The organism is Saccharothrix longispora (assembly GCF_031455225.1).
Taxonomy (GTDB): domain Bacteria; phylum Actinomycetota; class Actinomycetes; order Mycobacteriales; family Pseudonocardiaceae; genus Actinosynnema; species Actinosynnema longispora.
This window is the reverse complement of record NZ_JAVDSG010000001.1, coordinates 1,941,863-1,959,812: the sequence shown is the minus strand read 5'-3', so window position 1 is coordinate 1,959,812 and position 17,950 is coordinate 1,941,863. Positions and strand designations below refer to the sequence as shown.

Here is a 17,950-nt window from a genome sequence, read left to right as displayed (position 1 = left end):
GGCGGACACTATCGGTCAGCCCTCGTCGCGGTCCCTCAGATACCGGGTGTGGTCGGCCTGCCGGTCGACGTCGGCGCCGTACACCCGATCGGCGAGCCGGTGCGCCTCGGCCTCCAGCAGCTCCAGCTGGGCCAGCAACTCGGCGTCCGGGCTCGTCCCGCCCGCCCGCTGCCGGACGGCGTACCACCACGGCAGGTTCAGGTAGGTCTGCACGGACAGCGGCAGGTCGGTGCGGGCCAACCGCGGCACGGCGTGCCGCAGCTCGGGGTCCGCGGTCAGGGTGGCGGGCCGGTCGAGCAGGTCACCGAGCACGGCGGCGATCCGGCGCACCGCCTCCAGGGCGGGCGGCGGCACGCGGGAAGCCCGCGCCTCCACCCCGCGCACCAGCTCGTCCAACCCGGACCGCAGCAGCCCGACTTCGACGACCGGGTCGACCGGCACCAGGCGCACCCCCTCCGGCGGGGCGAGCAGCGCGCCCGCCGCGTACAGGGCGGCGACGACCGCGGGCCACCACGCCCCGACGACGCCGGTCACGTGCAGCAGCACGCCGGCCAGGCCGGCCAGGCAGCCGACGAGGTTCTTGGTGGAGCCCAGGTAGCCGATCACTGGTACCCGCGGATCTCGCGGAACACCCCGCCGAGGTCGACGGCGCGGGCGTCGAACACCTTGCCGCCGGTCAGCGCGGCCACGCGGGTCAGCTCGTCGTCGCTGCCCTCGCCGAACAGCACGGTGAACACCGGCACGCCCCGCAGCCGCGCGGGCACCGAGCCGAACGACGCCTCGAACTCGGCGAGGCCCGAGCCGTCGGTGTTCTCGCCGTCGGTCATCAGCACGATCGAGGTGAACCGGTCGGGGTCGGCGGCCACCAGCGGTCCCATCACCTCGTAGGCGCGCGACAGGCTGTCGTAGATCGCCGTGCCGCCCCCCTCCCGCAGTCCCCCGGCGTACGCCGCGATCCCGGCCAGCGCGGCCGTGGGGTCACCCTCGGGCAGGGTGAACGTGCGCGGTTCGCCCGGAGTGGTGCTGAACGGCAGCATCGTCACCTCCTCACGGCTGCGGAAGCGCCGGTACCGACCGGTGAGCGAGTCGTCCGCGCCGGTCAGCCCGATCAGCGCGGATCGCAGCGATGCGATGCGGTCGCCCGCCATCGACCCGGAGGTGTCGAGCACGTACAGGGTGCGGGAGGGGCGCCGGATCTCGTCGAAGTAGGCGGCGAGCAGCGCGTCCACGGCGGTCTGCGCCACGGGGAACGGCAGCTCGACCAGGTCGTGCTGCGCGAAGGCGTCGGACAGCGCGACGCCCGGCACGACGGGCCTGCGGTGGGTGGTCTCCATGATCCGGCGCTGCACGTCGGGTGTGCGCAGGTGGTCGGTGAGGCGCCGGTGGGCGTCGCGCGCGTCGTCGCCCGCGTCGGCGAGCAGGGTGAACGGGTAGTCGGCGGTCACCACCCCGTCGCTCGGGTACACGACGGTGAACTCCTCGGGTGGTGCGCGCACGGAGTCGACCGACAGCAGCACGGACTCGTAGTTGATCAGCCCGTCGACCTTGCCGCCGGGGTCCTCGCCGGTGGCGCGGCGCTGGTACGCCTGCCACAACCAGCCGGACGAGCCGGCGGACAGCGCCTGCGCGGAGAAGAACCCCTTGAGCTCCGGCGTGACCGCGTCGATCTGCGCGGCGTCGACCGCGGCGCCCGCCCCGGCGAGGGCGGACGCGACGCCGACCAGCGCGGAGAACCCGGAGTTCGAGGCGGACGGGTCGGTCATGCCGTAGCTGAACGCGCGCCGCCCGGCGGCCTCGGCGATCTCGCCCCAGCCGAGCCGGCGGTCGGTCCAGCCCAGCTCGCGGGCCTTCGACCCGGTCAGCCCGAGGACGACCGGGGAGCTCATCACCTCGACCTGCGCGCCGAGCCGCCGGGCCGCCTCGGGGACGCCCGCCGGGTAGCGGTTGGAGGAGAACCACACCGCGTCGTACTTGCCATCGACCGCGCCCTCGGCCAGCGCCTCGGTGCCCTCCAGGGTGCCGGTGAAGGTGAACTCGACCCGCACCCCGGTGGCGGCCGCGGCCTCCTCCAGCACGTCCCCCATGTCGGTCAACTCGCTGCCGGCGAGCACGCGCAGCACGCCGGGCCCGGGCGGCCCCGCCGGCAGGCCGGGTTCCGCCGGCCCCGGGTCGGCCGGGCCGGTGCACGCCGACACCAGCAGCAGGAGCAGGAGCGTGAACGGTGTCCTCATCGGTCCCCCTCGACCAGCGCGGTGTCGTGTGAGCGGCGCAGGTGCGCCTCCGCGCGCCGGACCTCCCCGGACAGCGACTCGACCGTCGCCTCCATCGTGCGCACCGCGTCCGCCCGGTAGCCGTCGACCGCGTCGATCGCGGCGTAGATCCGGTCGAACGAGGAGCGCAGCGTCTCCACCGCGACCGCGGGGTCGCTGCCCGCCCGGCGGATCTCCGCGGTCTGGAGGTCGAGCAGGTCGGCGTTGGCGCGCAGCAGGCCGTCGGTGGTGGCGCGCACGGCGTCGACCTCGTCGAGCACGTCCCGCTCGTGCGCCAAGGCGCCGCTGACCAGCAGGGCGACCCGCAGCGCGGCGACCGTGGTGGACACCGCCCGCTCGACGCCGCGGACCAGCTCGTCGTTGGTGCGCCGCACCAGGTCCAGCGCGAGGTAGCCCTGGGCGCTCACGGCGAGCTGGGTGAGCAGGTCCTGGTGGCGTCGGCGGATCGGGTGCAGCACGTCGGCGCGCAGTGCCCGGGCCCGCTCGGGGTCGGTCAGGTCGAGCACGTCGGCCTGCCGCGCGACGGCCTCGTCGACCGCCCCGGCGAGGGCGGCGGACTCGGCCAGCCGGCCCATGACCTCCCACAGCCGCTCGCGCTCGCGCTTGACCGCGGCGTTGTCGCGGCGCAACCCGTCCTGCCGGGTGCGTAGGTCCACGACGAGCCGGTCCACCGGCTCGCCCGCCGCGCGGTAGCGGTCCAGTGCGCGCTTCGCCGCGTTCGCGCCCGGGAGCAGCCGGACGAGCTTGCGCCCGGTGATCGGCAGCCTGGCCGGGTCGAGCTCGGCGACGGTGCGGCGCAGGCCCGCCAGGCTGGTGGTGACGCCGACCTGCGCCGAGCCGTCGCGCAGCGCGCGGGCGGAGCGGTCGAGCATCGCGCCCGCCACGCCGGCCGCCGCGCGCATGTCCGACTCGCCGACGGCGAGCAGCTCGTCCAGCGCGGTGGTGAACGCCGGTGAGCGCACGTCGAGCGCGGCCAGCCGCCCGGCGAACTCGTCCGCGCGGCGGCCGACGTCGGCGCGGGCGTCGTCGTCGAGGGCGATCAGGCCCGCCGCGCGTTCGACCGGGACCGGTGGCACCGGCTCGGGCGGGGGGAGCGCGAACCCGGTCACGACGGCGTGCCGACCGCGTCGAGCAGCCGTTCCAGCACTTCGAACGACGGCGGTTCGACCACGTCCACCAGGTCGACGGGCGCCTTGTCGCCGACGACGCCGGCGAAGTGCGCGGGGTCGGTGGTGCGGAAGCCGAACGCGGCGGCGAGCCTGCCGAGTTCGGCGTCGGTGGACAGCAGCCTGCCGACCTCGTCGCCCCGGTCGTCCAGCGGCACGAGCGTGTGCTTGGAGTACACGGTGGGCGCGAGGTAGAGCAGGCGCATGTCGGGGCGGATCGAGCCGTCGCCGCGCAGCACCCGGTCGAGGTACTGCGACTCGTAGACCAGGGCCAGCGGCGCCTTGCCCATGCCCGCGGCCAGGTAGTCCTCGAACGGCCCCTCGGTGCTGTTCTGCGTGTATCCCTGGCCGCGGAACAGGCCGGCGACCAGCGGCAGCACCCGTGCCTCCTGCTCGGGCGCGGTGACCGCGGCGTCGCCGTTGGCCACGAACGCCGCGGCGGCCAGGTACATGGCCGCCGAGTTCGACTCGGCCGGGTTGGTCGTGGTCACCAGGATGTTCTTGCGCACCGGGTAGGCGGTGTTGCCGGGCAGCTGGTCCCAGCGGGTGCCGGCCAGCTCCAGCACCGCCGCGACGTCGAGCACGTGGTAGCCCCCGGCTCCCGGGCGCACCGCGCCCGCCGCCTCCAGGAGCCGCACGACCGGTTCGAAGGACGCCACGGCCATGGGCGACTGGAACGGCGTGTAGCCGGCCGTCGTGCCCCTGTCGCGCTGGATCTTCTGCGCGGCGGGCGAGGACGACGGGAACGCGAACGCGTACCCGCCGAGGTCGACGGAGGTGGCGATCTGCCGCGACCCGGCGGTATCCACCTCCACCGACAGCCCGTGCGCCGCGAACCGCTCGACGACCCTCGGGTCGCGGAAGAAGGCGAGCTTCTCCGACCCGATGACACCGCGGACGGTGGTCGGCCCACCCCCTCCCCGCGCGTCGCCGGGACCGTCCCAGACCACCACCGCGACGACCGCGACCAGCAACAGCACGGCCGAGCCGATGGACAACCGGCGCTTCACCTGACCTGCTCACCCCCGTGTTCGTCGGAATCCTCTCCCCCGCCCGCCTCGTTTGACGCGCGAAGCGGTGATGGGCGGTGGAACGGTCGGTGAACGATGGGTGTCGGTTCACCCGGTGAGCGGCGGTCGCGGGGCGTGCCGCCGGGCGTCGACCTGCCAAGCTGGTGGGGTGCCGACCACCTTCATCAGCTACCGGCGCGACGACAGCTCCGGCCACGCCGGACGGCTGTACGACGTGCTGGCCGCGCGGTTCGGCGAGGACGCCGTGTTCCTGGACGTCGACTCGATCGGGCCGGGCGAGGACTTCGCGGAGGTCGTCGAGCGCGTGCTGGACCGGTGCGACGTGCTGCTGGCGGTCGTGGGGCGGGCGTGGTCGTCCGAGCGCCTGCACGACCCGGCGGACTTCGTGCGGCTGGAGGTGGAGCGCGCGCTGGCCCGCGGCCTGCGCGTCGTCCCGGTGCTGGTGGGCGGTGCGGTGCTGCCCCCCGCCGGCGACCTGCCGCCCTCGCTGCGCCCGTTGCTCCGGCGCAACGCCTTCGAGCTGAGCGACCTGCGGTTCCGCCGGGACGCCGACCACCTCGCCGAGCACCTCGTCGAGACCGCGCCCGCGGTGGAGGCGTTCACCCTGGAGCGGCACGTGCGGGCCGCGCCCGAGGCGGTGTTCGACCTGCTCGCGGACCCTGCGCGGTCGGTCGCGGTGTTCTCGTCGGTGACGCGGGTCGAGCCCGTCACGCCCGGGCCGCCGGGCCCCGGCACGCGGTACCGGCAGACGTCGCGGGTGCTCGGCGCGGAGGTGGACGCGGAGGTGTCCTACGTGGAGTTCGCCCGACCGCACCGGCTCACGACGGTCGTGGCCGGGACCGCGAGCGGCGCCCCGAGCCGGATCGAGTACGCGTTCGCGCCCGCCGCCGGCGGCACCCGGGTCACCTGCCGCTACCTGGTGGTGGGCGAGGGCTGGAAGCTGCGCGCGGCCGTGCTGGCGAGCAGGGCGTACAGCGCGCGGCGCGCCCGGCGTGAGCTGGACGAGCTGGCCGCCGCGGCCGAGGCGTGAACCGCGGCGGCCGGCCCCGCGCTCACCGGCGGGCGAGCACCGCCAGCGCCAGCACCAGCACGCCCATGCCGCACCACGACACGAGCGCCAGGCGCTCACCCAGCACGACCACGCCCAGCACGGCCGCCACGGCGGGTTCGGCCAGGGTCAGCGTGGTCGCCGCCGCCGCGCTCGTGTGCCGCAGGCCGAGCCCGAACAGCAGGTACGCCAGGAACGTGGTGAACACCGCGAGGTGCGCGGTCACCACCGCGCCCTGGACGGTGCCCACCCAGCCGACGCCGAGCACCAGCAGCACGGGCAGGGTCAGCGCCGACGCGCCGCCGAACACCGCGCCCACGACCGCCCGCGACGGGTGGCCGCGCGCGATCAGGTGGGCGCAGACGGCCGAGTAGGCGGCGTACGACAGGCCCGCGACCAGCGCCAGTCCGACGCCGAGCAGGTCGACGTGCGCCTCGCCGTCGCCGAGCACGAGCACCGCGCACCCGGCGACGGCGGTCAGCGTGGTGAACGGCCGGGCCCGCAGGCCGAGCACGATCGGCGCGGTCGCCAGCGCCACCGTCGTGGCCACCGCCACACCGGTGCGCGCCACGGCCGGGTAGAACGCGAGCGCGTAGCCGGCCGCCGTCACCGCCCCGAGCAGGAGCAGCCGCCGGTCGGCGGTGCGCAGCACGTCGCGGGAGCCCCGCGCGCTGAGGAACAGCAGCAGGCCGCCGAGCACCAGCCCGGCCGCGCCGACCGCCGAGGGCGGCGCGGAACCGGGGGCGAACGAGCTGACGGTGCCGGTGGTGCCCCACAGGGCGCACGCGGCGAGGATGGGCAGCGGCCCCTGGATCAGACCAGGGCGTGCCGGTGATTCGAGAGTGGACACCGGGTCTCCGTTCGCGGAGGAGGAGAAAGGACGCGAACGGGCGCGCTGCGCGAGCAGGCGTGGGGTGTGCTTCCGCGAGTGCGCCCGTCAGGCGCCCGGAGGCGGGAGGACCACGTGCCAGTGGGTGTTCACGCCCGGCATCGTAGCCGACGGGGGCGGCGGTACCCTGGGGATCATGGACCTGGACGTCGCGGACGACCTGCTGCGGCGGTCTCTCGTGGTCTACAAGTTCGCCGTGGACGAGCTGATGACGAAGCTCCGCATCCTCAGCGAGGAGTTCGACCTCGTCCACCGCCACGACCCGATCGAGCACGTGACCCAGCGCGTGAAGCGACCGGACGCGATCCTCGACAAGCTGGCGCGCAAGGGACTGCCGCCCGACCTGTCGCTGGCGGCCGAGCACCTGGACGACGTGGCGGGCGTGCGGGTGGTGTGCCCGTTCGTGTCCGACGTGTACCGCGTGCGGGACATGCTGGCGCGGCAGAGCGACGTGGAGATCCTCAAGACCAAGGACTACATCGCCGCGCCCAAGCCCAACGGGTACCGCAGCCTGCACCTCATCGTGCGCATCCCGGTGTTCCTGTCCGACCGGGTGGAGCACGTCAAGGTCGAGGTGCAGCTGCGGACCATCGCCATGGACTTCTGGGCCACCCTGGAGCACAAGCTGTTCTACAAGTACGACGACCAGGTGCCCGCGGGGTTCGTCGACGAGCTGACGAACACCGCCGCCATCGCCGCCGAGCTGGACGCGCGGATGGAGGCGCTGCACCTGGAGGTGCAGCGCGACTGAACCGGTCAGCCGGGGAGCGCGTACGGCGCGCCGGTGATCCAGCCGCCGACGTGGTCCGGCAGCTCGTCGGTGGGCACCAGCTCCGCGGTGTCGCCCTCGCGGACCCGGCCCGGTCGGACGACCCAGCAGTTCAGGGCCAGCCGACCCCCGAAGTCGGTGCGGATGCGGCGGAAGACGTCGGGGTGCCGCTCACCGCTGTCGGGGTCGATCGAGGTGACGACGCACCTCGCGCGCAGCGAGAACACGCCGATGACGGCGTCGCCGACGAGCAGGGCGTGGCCCGGCCAGTCGCGTTCCGCGTCCGGGTCCACGCCGCCGATCAGCAGGTTGGGGCGCAGTCGCCGGACGTCCGAGCCCCACGCCCGGACCGCGCCGTCGGTGGCGACCAGGAGGTTGAGCACGTCGAACCGCTCGGGTCCCGGGTAGCGGGCGAGCCTCCCGCCGAAGGGCTCGACCAGCGCGCCGGCCTCCGGGCCGTCCCAGCGGTGGCCGGCGACGAGCGGTGTGCCGTCGGGGCCGGTGGAGGCCGGGATGGTGAGCAGGCCGTGCCGGGTGCGGCCGGTGAGCGGTGCGCGGCCGCCGCTGACGTGCACGAGCCGGTCGCCCGCCACGCCGTCGTCGGTGAGCTCGGCGGCGGTGATCCGCTCGCCGCCCAGGGATTTCACGGGGTAGCGCCACAGCGCCTCCACGTGCACGGCTACCCCGCCCGGAGTTCGGTGTCGTCCAGCGGCATGACGATCCCTTCTCACGGTTCGAGTGACTTCTGAACGTTAGAACGGGACTCTCACGGATGCAAGCCCGTGTTACCGTGAGACACGTGCCGTCCGCCGAGCCACACCCGATCCGCCTGGCCAACACCGTCCGCCGCGACCGCTCGACCGTGCGCGACCACCTGGCGACCGCGGCCGACCTCGCGGCGTGGCTGAGCGGGAACGACGTCGGGGCGGACGCCGGCACGCCCGTCGCCGCCGGGGCCGTCGCCGCCGAAGACGTCACCGCCACCGACCTCGCCGCGTTCCGCGAGTTGCGCACCGCCGTGCGCGACCTCGCCGCAGCGCTGACCGACGACACCCGGCCGATCGCCCGGGACGCCGACGTCGCGCGCGCCGTGGACGTGGTGAACCGGGCGGCGACCCGGGCGGACACCCGGCCGCAGCTCGAAGTCGTGGACGGACGGTTGCGCCGGACCACCACGACGACCGCCGGTCCGGTGGCCGCCGCACTGGCCGCCACCGCCGCCGAGGCCGTCGACCTGTTCACCGGCGACGAGCGCGAACTGCTGCGCGCCTGCCACGCGCCCGGCTGCGTCCTGTACTTCGTGAAGGACCACCCGAGGCGCGAGTGGTGCTCCACGGGGTGCGGGAACCGGGTGCGTGCCGCCCGTCACTACCGGCGCACCTCCGGGGTTACGGCCAGGTAGGGTCAAACGACGCCCGCGGTTATCGGTTACGGGTGTCCGGGAAATTGTTTCAAAAGTCCATCGAATGGCGCACCACGAACATTCGACGGCCTCGCGGTGGCCAAGCGTACGCCTTACCGCAACCGTTGCCAGGCGACTGCGAATAACCCTCGCGTACTGGCACTTCTTTACGAGACACGACGGTCCAAACCTGCCGATCGAGTGAACCGCGACACGTCTCCCCACAACGGCGGGTTAAGTTTGCACAAAATAGGGAATCAACATTTCACAAATGCTCCGTTCGGCGGTCGCGACGATCCCGTAGCGACAGTCAACGTAGGTCCGCAGCCACTTCGGCTCATTTCTCAGAGGGACCAGGATGGACACGCACAGGATCGCGACCCGATTAGCCGACCTCGTCCGCGCGCACCGCGTGCCGGGCGTCCAGCTGGCCGTCCACCACGACGGCCGGACCTGGACGCACGAGATCGGCCTCCCCGCCGACGCCGCCGTACCCATCGGCTCCATCACGAAGACGTTCACCGCCACCGTCGCCATGGCGCTGGTCTCCGACGGTGACCTCGAACTCGACGCGCCGCTCTCCGACCACCTCCCGGTGGTCTCGGACGAGCTGACGCTGCGGCACCTGCTCAGCCACACGGGCGGGCTGCCCTCGGACCCGGAGGACGTCCGCTCCACCTCGCTGCGCCGCCACGTCGAGCAGGCGCTGCGCGACCTCGACCCGCTGCACCGGCCGGGCGAGGGCTTCTCCTACTCCAACATCGGCTACTCGCTGATCGGCCACCTGATCGAGGTCGCCACCGGGATGACCTGGTGGGAGGCCATGGACGCGGTGCTGCTGCGCCCCCTGGGCGTGCGGCCGCGGTTCACCACCGGCCCCGGCGCGGGCGTCGGCGTGGTCCCCGGTCACGCGGTCAACGCGGACACCGGGCGGGCCGTGCCGGTCGAGCAGTCGCTGAGCCTGGTCGACGCCCCCGCGGGCGCCCTGGCCGCCGGCGCGACCGACCTGGTGGCCCTGGGGCGCATGCTCGGCGGGTCGGCGCCGCACCTGATCGACCCCCACGACCTCGACCTCATGCGCACCCCCGCGCGGCACGCCGAGCCCTTCGGCATGGCGGACGGCTGGGGCCTCGGCCTCGCCCTGTTCCAGCGCGACGGGGTCCGCTGGGTCGGCCACGACGGCACGGCCGACGGCACCTCGTGCCACCTCCGGATCAACCCCGCCGACGGCACCACGGTCGCCCTGACCTCGAACGCGGGGCCCGGGTTCGCGTTGTGGCGCGACCTGGTCCCGGAACTGGCCGACGCCGGGCTGCCGGTGGGCGATTACGACGGAATGCGCGGCCTCGACCACCGCATCGCACCCCCTCCGGACTGCACCGGGCGGTTCCGTAACGGCGATGTCGAATACGCCGTGCGTCCCCTCGACCGGGGGCGGCTGGCGCTCACCGTGGACGGCGAGCCGTTCGCGGACCTCTCCTTGTTCGACGGCCTGGTGTTCGCCATGCGTGATTCGGACACGGGCGACACCAACCAGACCGGCCGTTTCCTCCGGGACCCGGGCGACGGCGACATCCGATGGATCCAGATCGGCGGGCGCCTCGCCCGCCGACAGGTCTCGGAAATGGTCTGACGAATCACGTTTGAAGTCTCGGGAACCGGGTAAAGCGCGTCCCGGCCATCCCTACCGAGCCAGAGAGGCACCTTTCGCGATGACGCACGCCCACACCCTGCCGGCGCTGGTGGCCGCGCAGGCACGACGCACCCCCGACGCGACCGCGGTCGTCTCGGCCGAGGGCGAGGTGAGCTACCGGGAGCTCGACGAGCGGGCCAACCGGCTCGCGCACCTGCTGATCGCGAAGGGCGCCCGCCGAGAACGCGTGGTGGCGATCCAACTGCCGCGCTCGGTGGACAACGTCGTGGCCCGCTTGGCGGTGCTCAAGGCCGGCGCCGCCTACCTCCCCGTGGACCCGGCGTACCCGGCGGACCGGATCGCGTTCATGGTGGACGACGCGGGCCCGCTGCTCGTGCTGGACGGGCCGGTGGACGTGGCGGACCAGCCCGCCACCGACCCGGGCGCGGACATCCGGCCGGACGACCCCGCCTATGTCATCTACACGTCCGGCTCCACCGGCCGGCCCAAGGGCGTCGTGGTCACCCACCGCGGCCTGCCCGCGTTCGCCGCGGCCGAGATCGAGCACTTCGACGTGCGACCGGGCGACCGGGTGCTCCAGTTCTCCTCCCCCAGCTTCGACGCCTCGGTGCTGGAGCTGTGCATGGCCCTGCCGGCGGGCGCGGCGCTCGTCGTGCCGCCGCCGGGACCGCTGCTGGGCGAGCAGCTCGCGGACGTGGTCGAGCAGTTCGGCGTCACGCACGCGCTGATCCCGCCGGTCGCGCTGGCCACGGTGCCCGTGCGCGCGCTGCCGACGTTCCGCACCGTGATAGTGGGCGGCGACGCCAGCTCGGCCGAGCTGGTGGCCGCGTGGGCGCCGGGCCGCCGCATGATCAACGCCTACGGCCCGACCGAGTCCACCGTGGTCACCTCGTGGAGCGAGCCGCTCGAACCCGGTGGCACGCCGCCGATCGGCCGCCCGATCCCGGGCACCGAGGTGCGGGTGCTGGACGGCGAGTTGCGGCCCGTCGCGCAGGGCGAGCTGTACGTGACGGGCATCGGCCTGGCCCGCGGCTACCTCGGCCGGCCCGGCCTGACCGCGCAGCGGTTCGTCGCCGACCCGTTCGGCGAGCCCGGCGCGCGCATGTACCGCACCGGCGACGTGGTCCGCACCCGCGACGACGGGCAGCTGGAGTTCGTCGGCCGCGCCGACCACCAGGTGAAGATCCGCGGCTTCCGGGTCGAGCCCGGCGAGGTCGAGGCCCTGCTGCGCGAGCACCCGGCCGTCGACCAGGCGCTGGTCGTGACGCGCGACGAGCCCAAGCGGCTGGTGGCGTACGTGGTGGGCCGCGGCACGGTCGGGCTGCGCGAGCACCTGGCCGCCACGCTGCCCGACTACATGGTGCCGTCGGCGTTCGTCGCGCTCGACGCGTTCCCGTTGAGCCCCAACGGGAAGCTGGACCGGGCGGCACTGCCCGCGCCGGTCGTCGGCGAGGTGCCCGAGGGCTTCGTGGAACCCCGCACGCCCGCCGAGCACCGGGTGGCCGGGGTGTGGTCCGACGTGCTGGGCACGCCGCTGGTCGGCGCGCTCGACGACTTCTTCGCCCTGGGCGGCGACTCGATCCTCGCGGTGCGGGCGCTGGCCCGGCTGGGTGGCCTGCCGGTGCGGACGATGTTCGAGCACCGCACGGTCGCCGCGCTCGCCGAGGTGCTCCCCGAGCACGAGGGCGCGCCGATCCCCCGCGTGCCGCGCGACCGGCCGCTGCCGCTGTCCCCCGCGCAGCGCCGGCTGTTCTCCCTCGACGGCACGGCCGAGCAGAACACCGCGGTCGGCCTGCGGCTGACCGGGCCGCTGGACGTGCCGCGCCTGGCCGCCGCCCTGGACGCGCTGGCCGCCCGCCACGACGCCCTGCGCACCACGTTCGACGTGGCGGGCGACGAGCCGGTGCAGGTCGTCGCCGACCACGGCACGATCCCGCTGCGCGTGCTGCCCGGCCCGGCCGACGGGGCCGACGACCTGGGCCTGGCCGAGCCGTTCGACCTGCGCCGCGGTCCGCTGACCCGCGCGGTGCTCGCGCCGGTCGGCCCGGACGAGCACCTGCTGGTCCTCGTGCAGCACCACATCGTCACCGACGGCTGGTCGGTGCAGGTGCTGGTGGAGGAGCTGGCCGAGCTGTACGCGGGCCGCTCCCCCGCCGACCCGGCCGTGCAGTACCCCGACTTCGCGGTGTGGGACCGCGCCAACCCCGTGGGCGACCTGGCCCACTGGCGGGAGCGGCTGGCCGGCCTGGAGTCGCTGGACCTGCCCACCGACCGGCCCCGACCGGCCCTGCGCACGACGGCCGGCGCGGTGCTGCGCCGACCGCTGCCCGCCGACCTGGTGGAGCGGCTCACGGGGGTGGGCCGCGCCCACGAGGCGACCCTGTTCATGACGCTCACCGCCGCGGTGCAGCTGCTGCTGGCGTCGCGCACCGGCCAGCGGGACGTCGCCGTCGGCACGGTCAGCTCCGGCCGCGACCGCGCCGACCTGGAGCGCGCCGTCGGCTTCTTCGTCCGCACCCTCGTGCTGCGTTCGTGGGTCGAGCCCGACCTGCCGTTCACCGCGTTCCTGGACCAGGTGCGCGACACCGCGCTGGCCGCGTTCGGGCACGACGACGTGCCGTTCGACCGGATCGTCGAGGAGCTGCGCCCCGACCCCGACCCCGGCCGCACACCCCTCGTGCAGGCCGTGGTGGCGCTGCACCAGCCGCTGGTGCGCGACGCGGCGTTCGGCGACCTGACCGTGGCCGAGCACGACCTGCCGCGCCCGGTGGCCCGGTTCGACCTGGTGGTCGAGTTCTGGCCGCGCGGCGACGACCTGGCGCTGACCGTCGAGTACAACACCGACCTGTTCGACGCCGCCACCGTGGAGGCGCTCGCCGACGACCTGGACGCCCTGCTGCGCCTGGTGGTCGAGGACCCGGACCGACCGCTGCGCGGCCTGGTCGACCTGACGGCGACGGCGGACGACGCCGTGCGGATCAGGGGTGTGCGGGTGGACCTCGCCGAGGTGGAGCGCGCGCTGCTGCGGCACGACGAGGTGACCGACGCGGCCGTGGTCGTCGTCGACCGCAGGCTGATCGCCTACACCTCGCCCGTCGCGCCCGCCTCCCTGCGCGGCCTGCTGGAGCAGGTGCTGCCCCCGCACGCGGTGCCGGAGGTGTTCGTCGGCCTGGACCGCCTCGACCGCGACGACCTGCCCGCGCCGCCCACCGAGCGCGCCGGGTCCCGGTACGTGGCGCCGCGCACGCCGGTGGAGGCCGTGCTGGCCGGGATCTTCGCCGAGGTGCTGGGCGCGGCCCGGGTCGGCGTGCGGGACAACTTCTTCGCACTGGGCGGCGACTCGATCCTGGGCATCCAGGTGGTGACCAGGGCCCGCCGCGCGGGGCTCGTGCTGACCTCGCGGGACATCTTCGCGCACCAGACCGTCGCGGCCATCGCGCCGCACGTCCGCCGCGACCTGCCGCCGGTGGCCGACCAGGGCGTGGTCATCGGCGACGCACCGCTCACACCGATCCAGCGGTGGTTCCTGGAGCACCACACCACCCGGCCCGAGCACTTCGACCAGTCCGTGGTGGTCGACCTGGACGACCTCGACGTGACCGCGCTGCGCACCGCGCTGAAGGCGCTGGTCGAGCACCACGACGCGCTGCGCACCCGGTTCGAGGGCGACCGCCAGGTCGTCGGCCCGGTCGAGGACGTCGACCCGCTCGCGCTCGACGGCTTCGACCTCTCCCGCGGCCCGCTGCTGCGCGCCGAGGTGCTGGACGGGCGGTCGGTCCGGCTGACCGCGCACCACCTCGTGGTCGACGGCGTGTCCTGGCGGGTGCTGGTGGAGGACCTGACCACCGCGCACCGGCAGGCGCGGGCCGGGCAGCCCGTCCGCATCGGGCGCAAGACGACGTCGTTCCGGGACTGGGCGACGAGGCTGGCCGAGCACGCGACCCACGGGTTCGCGGACGAGCTGGCGCACTGGACCGCGGTCGCCGCCACGCCGGGCGACGTCCCGCTGGACCGGCGCGGCGCGAACACCACCGCCTCGCAGCGCGAGGCCGCCGTGCGCCTCACCGCGGAGGAGACGGCCGCGCTGCTGCGGGACGTGCCCGGCGCGTACCGCACCCAGGTCAACGACGTGCTGCTGACCGCGCTCGGCCGGGCGCTGGCCGACTGGACCGGTCGCCCCCGGGTGCTGGTCGACCTGGAGGGCCACGGCCGCGAGGAGCTGTTCGACGACGTCGACCTGTCCCGCACGGTCGGCTGGTTCACCACCGTGTTCCCGGTGGCGCTCGACGTCGAGCACGAGGACTGGGGCGAGGCGCTCAAGTCGGTGAAGGAGCAGCTGCGGGCGGTGCCCCGGCGCGGCATCGGCTACGGCGCCCTGCGGCACCTGGCACGCACCGCGCCCGCGTGCGCCCCGGCGGTCAGCTTCAACTACCTGGGCCGCTTCGACGCCGACCAGCGCGACCTCGACCTGTCCGCCGACCCGGCCGCGCCCCGGCCGCACCCGCTGGACGTGGTCGGCCAGGTGCGCGACGACCGGCTGGAGTTCACCGTCTACTACAGCGACCAGCTGCACGACGACGCGACCGCCACCGCGCTCGCCGAGGCGTTCGCGGCGAACCTGCGCGCGATCGTCGCGCACTGCACCCGCCCCGGCGCGGGCGGGCGCACGCCGTCGGACTTCCCGCTGGTGCGGCTCACCCAGGAGCAGGTGGACCGGCTGCCCGGCGAGGACGCCTACCCGCTGACCCCGATGCAGGCGGGCATGGTGTTCCACGGCCTGGGCGAGAAGGGCGTGTACTTCCAGCAGACCACGTTCGTCGTGGACGGGGTCGCCGACCCGCACGAGTTCGCCCGCGCCTGGCAGCGGGTGGTGGACCGGACCCCGGTGCTGCGCAGCTCCGTGCTGTGGGAGGACGTGCCCGAACCGCTCCAGGTCGTGCACGCCGACGCGCGCGTGCCGTTCACGTTCCTCGACTGGCGGGGGCTCGCCGACGACGCCCGCGCCGACCGGCTGCGCGAGCTGCTGGCCGCGGACCGCGAGGAGGGCATCGACCTGGCGGTGGCGCCGCTGATGCGCCTGGCCGTCGCCCGGGTCTCGGACACCGCCGTGCAGGTGCTGTGGACGTTCCACCACGTGCTGCTGGACGGCTGGAGCGTCTTCCACGTGCTGTCCGACGTGCTGGCGCGTGGCGAGCTGCCCGAGCGGCGGCCGTTCCGCGACTACGCGGCCTGGCTGGCCGAGCAGGACGGCGCGGCGGCCGAAGCGCACTGGCGTCGGGTGCTCGGCACGTTCGACTCGCCCACCCCGCTGCCCGCCGACCGACCCGCCGCGCACGGCACGTCGTCGGAGCGCCTGTCCGTGGAGCTGGACGAGGACGAGTCCACGCGGCTCTACGAGTTCGCCCGGCGGCACCGGCTCACGCCGAGCGCGATCGTGCAGGGCGCGTGGGCGCTGCTGCTGGGCCGTTCCAGCGGTCGGCGGGACGTGTGCTTCGGCGCGACCGTGTCCGGTCGCCCGGCGGACCTGCCCGACGTCGACTCGATCACCGGCATCTTCATCAACACCCTGCCGGTGCGGGTCGAGGTGGACGGGACCGCGCCGGTGGCCGACTGGCTGCGCGCGCTCCAGGACGCCCAGGCCGAGTCGCGGCGGTTCGAGCACGTGCCGCTGACCAGCCTCCAGGGCTGGAGCGGCGTCGAGCGCGGCGTGAACCTGTTCGACAGCGTCGTGGTGTTCGAGAACTACCCGGTCGAGCTGGCCGAGGACATGGGCCTGCGCGAGCTGTCGGCCGTGGAGACCACGAGCTTCCCGCTCAGCGCCACCGTCTACCCGAGGGAGCGCCTGGGCCTGCTGCTGGGCTACGAGCCGGCGATGTTCGACGAGGCCACCGTCGAGCGGCTGGGTGAGCGGCTGCGCCGACTGCTGGTCGAGCTGGTAGCCGACCCCGACCGCCCGCTGGGCCGGGTGCCGTGGCTGGCCGCGGCCGAGGTCGAGCAGGTGCTGGTCGACTGGAACGGCTCGGTGGTGAGCGAGCCGGGCACGACGATCCCCGAGTTGTTCGCCGCGCAGGCCGCCCGCACGCCCGACGCCGTCGCGGTGAGCTGCGAAGGCGCCTCGCTCACCTACCGCGAACTCGACGAGCGCTCGAACCGGCTGGCGCACCACCTCATCTCCCTGGGCGCGGCACCCGAGGAGATGGTCGCGCTGCTGTTCCCGCGCTCCCTCGACCTCGTGGTCGCAGTGCTGGGCGTCCTCAAGTCCGGAGCCGCCTACCTGCCCATCGATCCCGTCTACCCACCCGAGCGGATCACCGCCACCATCACCGACGCCCAGCCCGTGACCACCCTGTCCGAACTGCCCGACCTCGGCGCGTACCCGGCCACCGCCCCCGCGGTGCCGCTGCGCCCGGACAACGCCGCGTACGTCATCTACACCTCGGGTTCGACCGGTCGGCCCAAGGGCGTGGTCATCCCGCACGGCAACGTCGTGCGCCTGTTCACCGCCACCGACCACTGGTTCAACCTCGGACCCGACGACGTGGTGTCGCTGTTCCACAGCTACGCCTTCGACGTCTCCGTCTTCGAACTCTGGGCCGCCCTGCTGCACGGCGGCCGACTCGTCGTCGTCCCCCACGCGGTGTCGAGGTCACCGCGCGACTTCGCCAAACTCCTCGCCGACGAAGGCGTCACCATCCTCAGCCAGACACCCTCCGCCTTCTACCAGCTCATCCCCGAGAAGCCGACCGGGCTGAGCCTGCGGTACGTGATCTTCGCCGGCGAAGCCCTCGACATGCACAAACTCGAAGGCTGGAACGGCCCCGGCGCGCTGATCAACATGTACGGCATCACCGAAACCACCGTCCACGTCACCTACACCCACGCCGACGGCAGCATCGGCATCGCCATGCCCGACCTGCGCATCTACGTCCTCGACGAGGACCTCAACCCGGTGCCGCCCGGCGTACCCGGCGAGATGTACGTCGCCGGCCCCGGCCTGGCCCGCGGCTACTTCCAACGCCCCGGCCTCACCGCCTCGCGGTTCCTCGCCGACCCCTTCGGCGCACCCGGCACCCGCATGTACCGCAGCGGCGACCTCGCCCGCTGGGGCGACGGCGTCCTGCACTACCTCGGCCGAGCCGACCACCAGGTCAAGATCCGCGGCTTCCGCATCGAACTCGGCGAAGTGGAATCCGTCCTCGGGGCGCACCCTGCCGTCCGCCAGGTCGTTGTAGTGGCGAACGAGCACCGCTTGGTGGCGTACTACGTGCCGGACAAGCCGACTACGGCATCGGAACTGCGCGACCACACGGCCAGTGTCCTGCCCGACTACATGGTCCCGGCGGCGTTCGTCGCACTGGAAAGCCTGCCGCTGAACGCCAACGGCAAGCTCGACCGCGTCGCGCTCCCCGCGCCCGAGCGCGACGCGGTCACCTCCAAGGCCTACGTCGCCCCGCGCACCGGGACGGAAGAGGCGATCGCGGCCATCTGGGCCGACGTCCTCGGTGTCGAACGGGTCGGTGTGGAGGACGGGTTCTTCGCCCTCGGCGGCGATTCCATCCGAAGCCTGCACATCACGTCCCGGACCAAGGCGGCGTTCGGCGTCGACCTCTCCCCGCGCGACGTCCTCACCGCCCGCACCGTGGCCTCCCTCGCCGACCTGGTCGAGGAACTGGTGCTGGCCGACCTCGAAGCCCTCGCAGAGACGGAAGCGTGACCTCCCG

The 17,950-nt window shown here is 74.1% G+C and carries 11 protein-coding genes; 5 read left to right on the top strand and 6 right to left on the bottom strand.

The annotated features are described in order from the left end of the window. Nucleotides 1-15 precede the first annotated feature (15 nt). The 4 genes from J2S66_RS08235 to J2S66_RS08220 are packed head-to-tail and all read right to left on the bottom strand — an operon-like array spanning nucleotide 16 to nucleotide 4,446. Nucleotides 16-606: a hypothetical protein gene (locus J2S66_RS08235; protein ID WP_310305827.1), complete on the bottom strand. Its 591-nt coding sequence runs from the start codon at nucleotides 604-606 to the stop codon at nucleotides 16-18. Then, the gene (locus J2S66_RS08230) at nucleotides 603-2,231 is read right to left on the bottom strand and encodes a vWA domain-containing protein (protein WP_310305824.1); all 1,629 of its coding nucleotides are present in this window, start codon (nucleotides 2,229-2,231) and stop codon (nucleotides 603-605) included. Before J2S66_RS08230 ends, J2S66_RS08235 begins: the two co-directional genes overlap by 4 nt. Then, nucleotides 2,228-3,379, bottom strand: a complete 1,152-nt coding sequence (locus J2S66_RS08225) for a toxic anion resistance protein (protein WP_310305821.1) — start codon at nucleotides 3,377-3,379, stop codon at nucleotides 2,228-2,230. Before J2S66_RS08225 ends, J2S66_RS08230 begins: the two co-directional genes overlap by 4 nt. After that, nucleotides 3,376-4,446, bottom strand: coding sequence for a hypothetical protein (locus J2S66_RS08220; protein ID WP_310305819.1), 1,071 nt, complete (start codon nucleotides 4,444-4,446; stop codon nucleotides 3,376-3,378). Before J2S66_RS08220 ends, J2S66_RS08225 begins: the two co-directional genes overlap by 4 nt. Before the next feature lie 169 nt (nucleotides 4,447-4,615). Between J2S66_RS08220 and J2S66_RS08215 the strand changes: the two genes are divergently transcribed. Beyond that, nucleotides 4,616-5,497: an SRPBCC family protein gene (locus J2S66_RS08215; protein WP_310305817.1), complete on the top strand. Its 882-nt coding sequence runs from the start codon at nucleotides 4,616-4,618 to the stop codon at nucleotides 5,495-5,497. Between the two features lie 22 nt (nucleotides 5,498-5,519). Here J2S66_RS08215 and J2S66_RS08210 read toward each other — a convergent pair whose 3' ends face one another. Continuing rightward, a complete protein-coding gene (locus tag J2S66_RS08210) occupies nucleotides 5,520-6,365 on the bottom strand; it encodes an EamA family transporter (RefSeq protein WP_310305815.1) in 846 nt (281 codons plus the stop codon). Nucleotides 6,366-6,540: 175 nt separating this feature from the next. Here J2S66_RS08210 and J2S66_RS08205 point away from each other — a divergent pair, with 175 nt between their 5' ends. Beyond that, a complete protein-coding gene (locus tag J2S66_RS08205; protein ID WP_306747744.1) occupies nucleotides 6,541-7,155 on the top strand; it encodes a GTP pyrophosphokinase in 615 nt (204 codons plus the stop codon). A 5-nt stretch (nucleotides 7,156-7,160) separates the two neighbouring features. Here the strand turns inward: J2S66_RS08205 and J2S66_RS08200 are convergent, their stop codons facing one another. Continuing rightward, complete coding sequence (locus J2S66_RS08200; protein WP_310305813.1) at nucleotides 7,161-7,850, bottom strand: MOSC domain-containing protein; 690 nt, start codon at nucleotides 7,848-7,850, stop codon at nucleotides 7,161-7,163. A gap of 122 nt (nucleotides 7,851-7,972) precedes the next feature. Here J2S66_RS08200 and J2S66_RS08195 point away from each other — a divergent pair, with 122 nt between their 5' ends. The 3 genes from J2S66_RS08195 to J2S66_RS08185 all read left to right on the top strand — a co-directional run bounded on the left by J2S66_RS08195 (nucleotide 7,973) and on the right by J2S66_RS08185 (nucleotide 17,943). Next, nucleotides 7,973-8,575 carry a CGNR zinc finger domain-containing protein gene (locus J2S66_RS08195; RefSeq protein WP_310305811.1) on the top strand — a complete coding sequence of 201 codons (603 nt, stop codon included), beginning with the start codon at nucleotides 7,973-7,975 and terminating at the stop codon, nucleotides 8,573-8,575. Nucleotides 8,576-8,933: 358 nt separating this feature from the next. Then, the gene (locus tag J2S66_RS08190; RefSeq protein ID WP_310305809.1) at nucleotides 8,934-10,208 is read left to right on the top strand and encodes a serine hydrolase domain-containing protein; all 1,275 of its coding nucleotides are present in this window, start codon (nucleotides 8,934-8,936) and stop codon (nucleotides 10,206-10,208) included. A 79-nt stretch (nucleotides 10,209-10,287) separates the two neighbouring features. Continuing rightward, entirely contained in the window at nucleotides 10,288-17,943 is a 7,656-nt protein-coding gene (locus J2S66_RS08185) for a non-ribosomal peptide synthetase (RefSeq protein ID WP_310305806.1), read from the top strand. Nucleotides 17,944-17,950 lie beyond the last annotated feature (7 nt).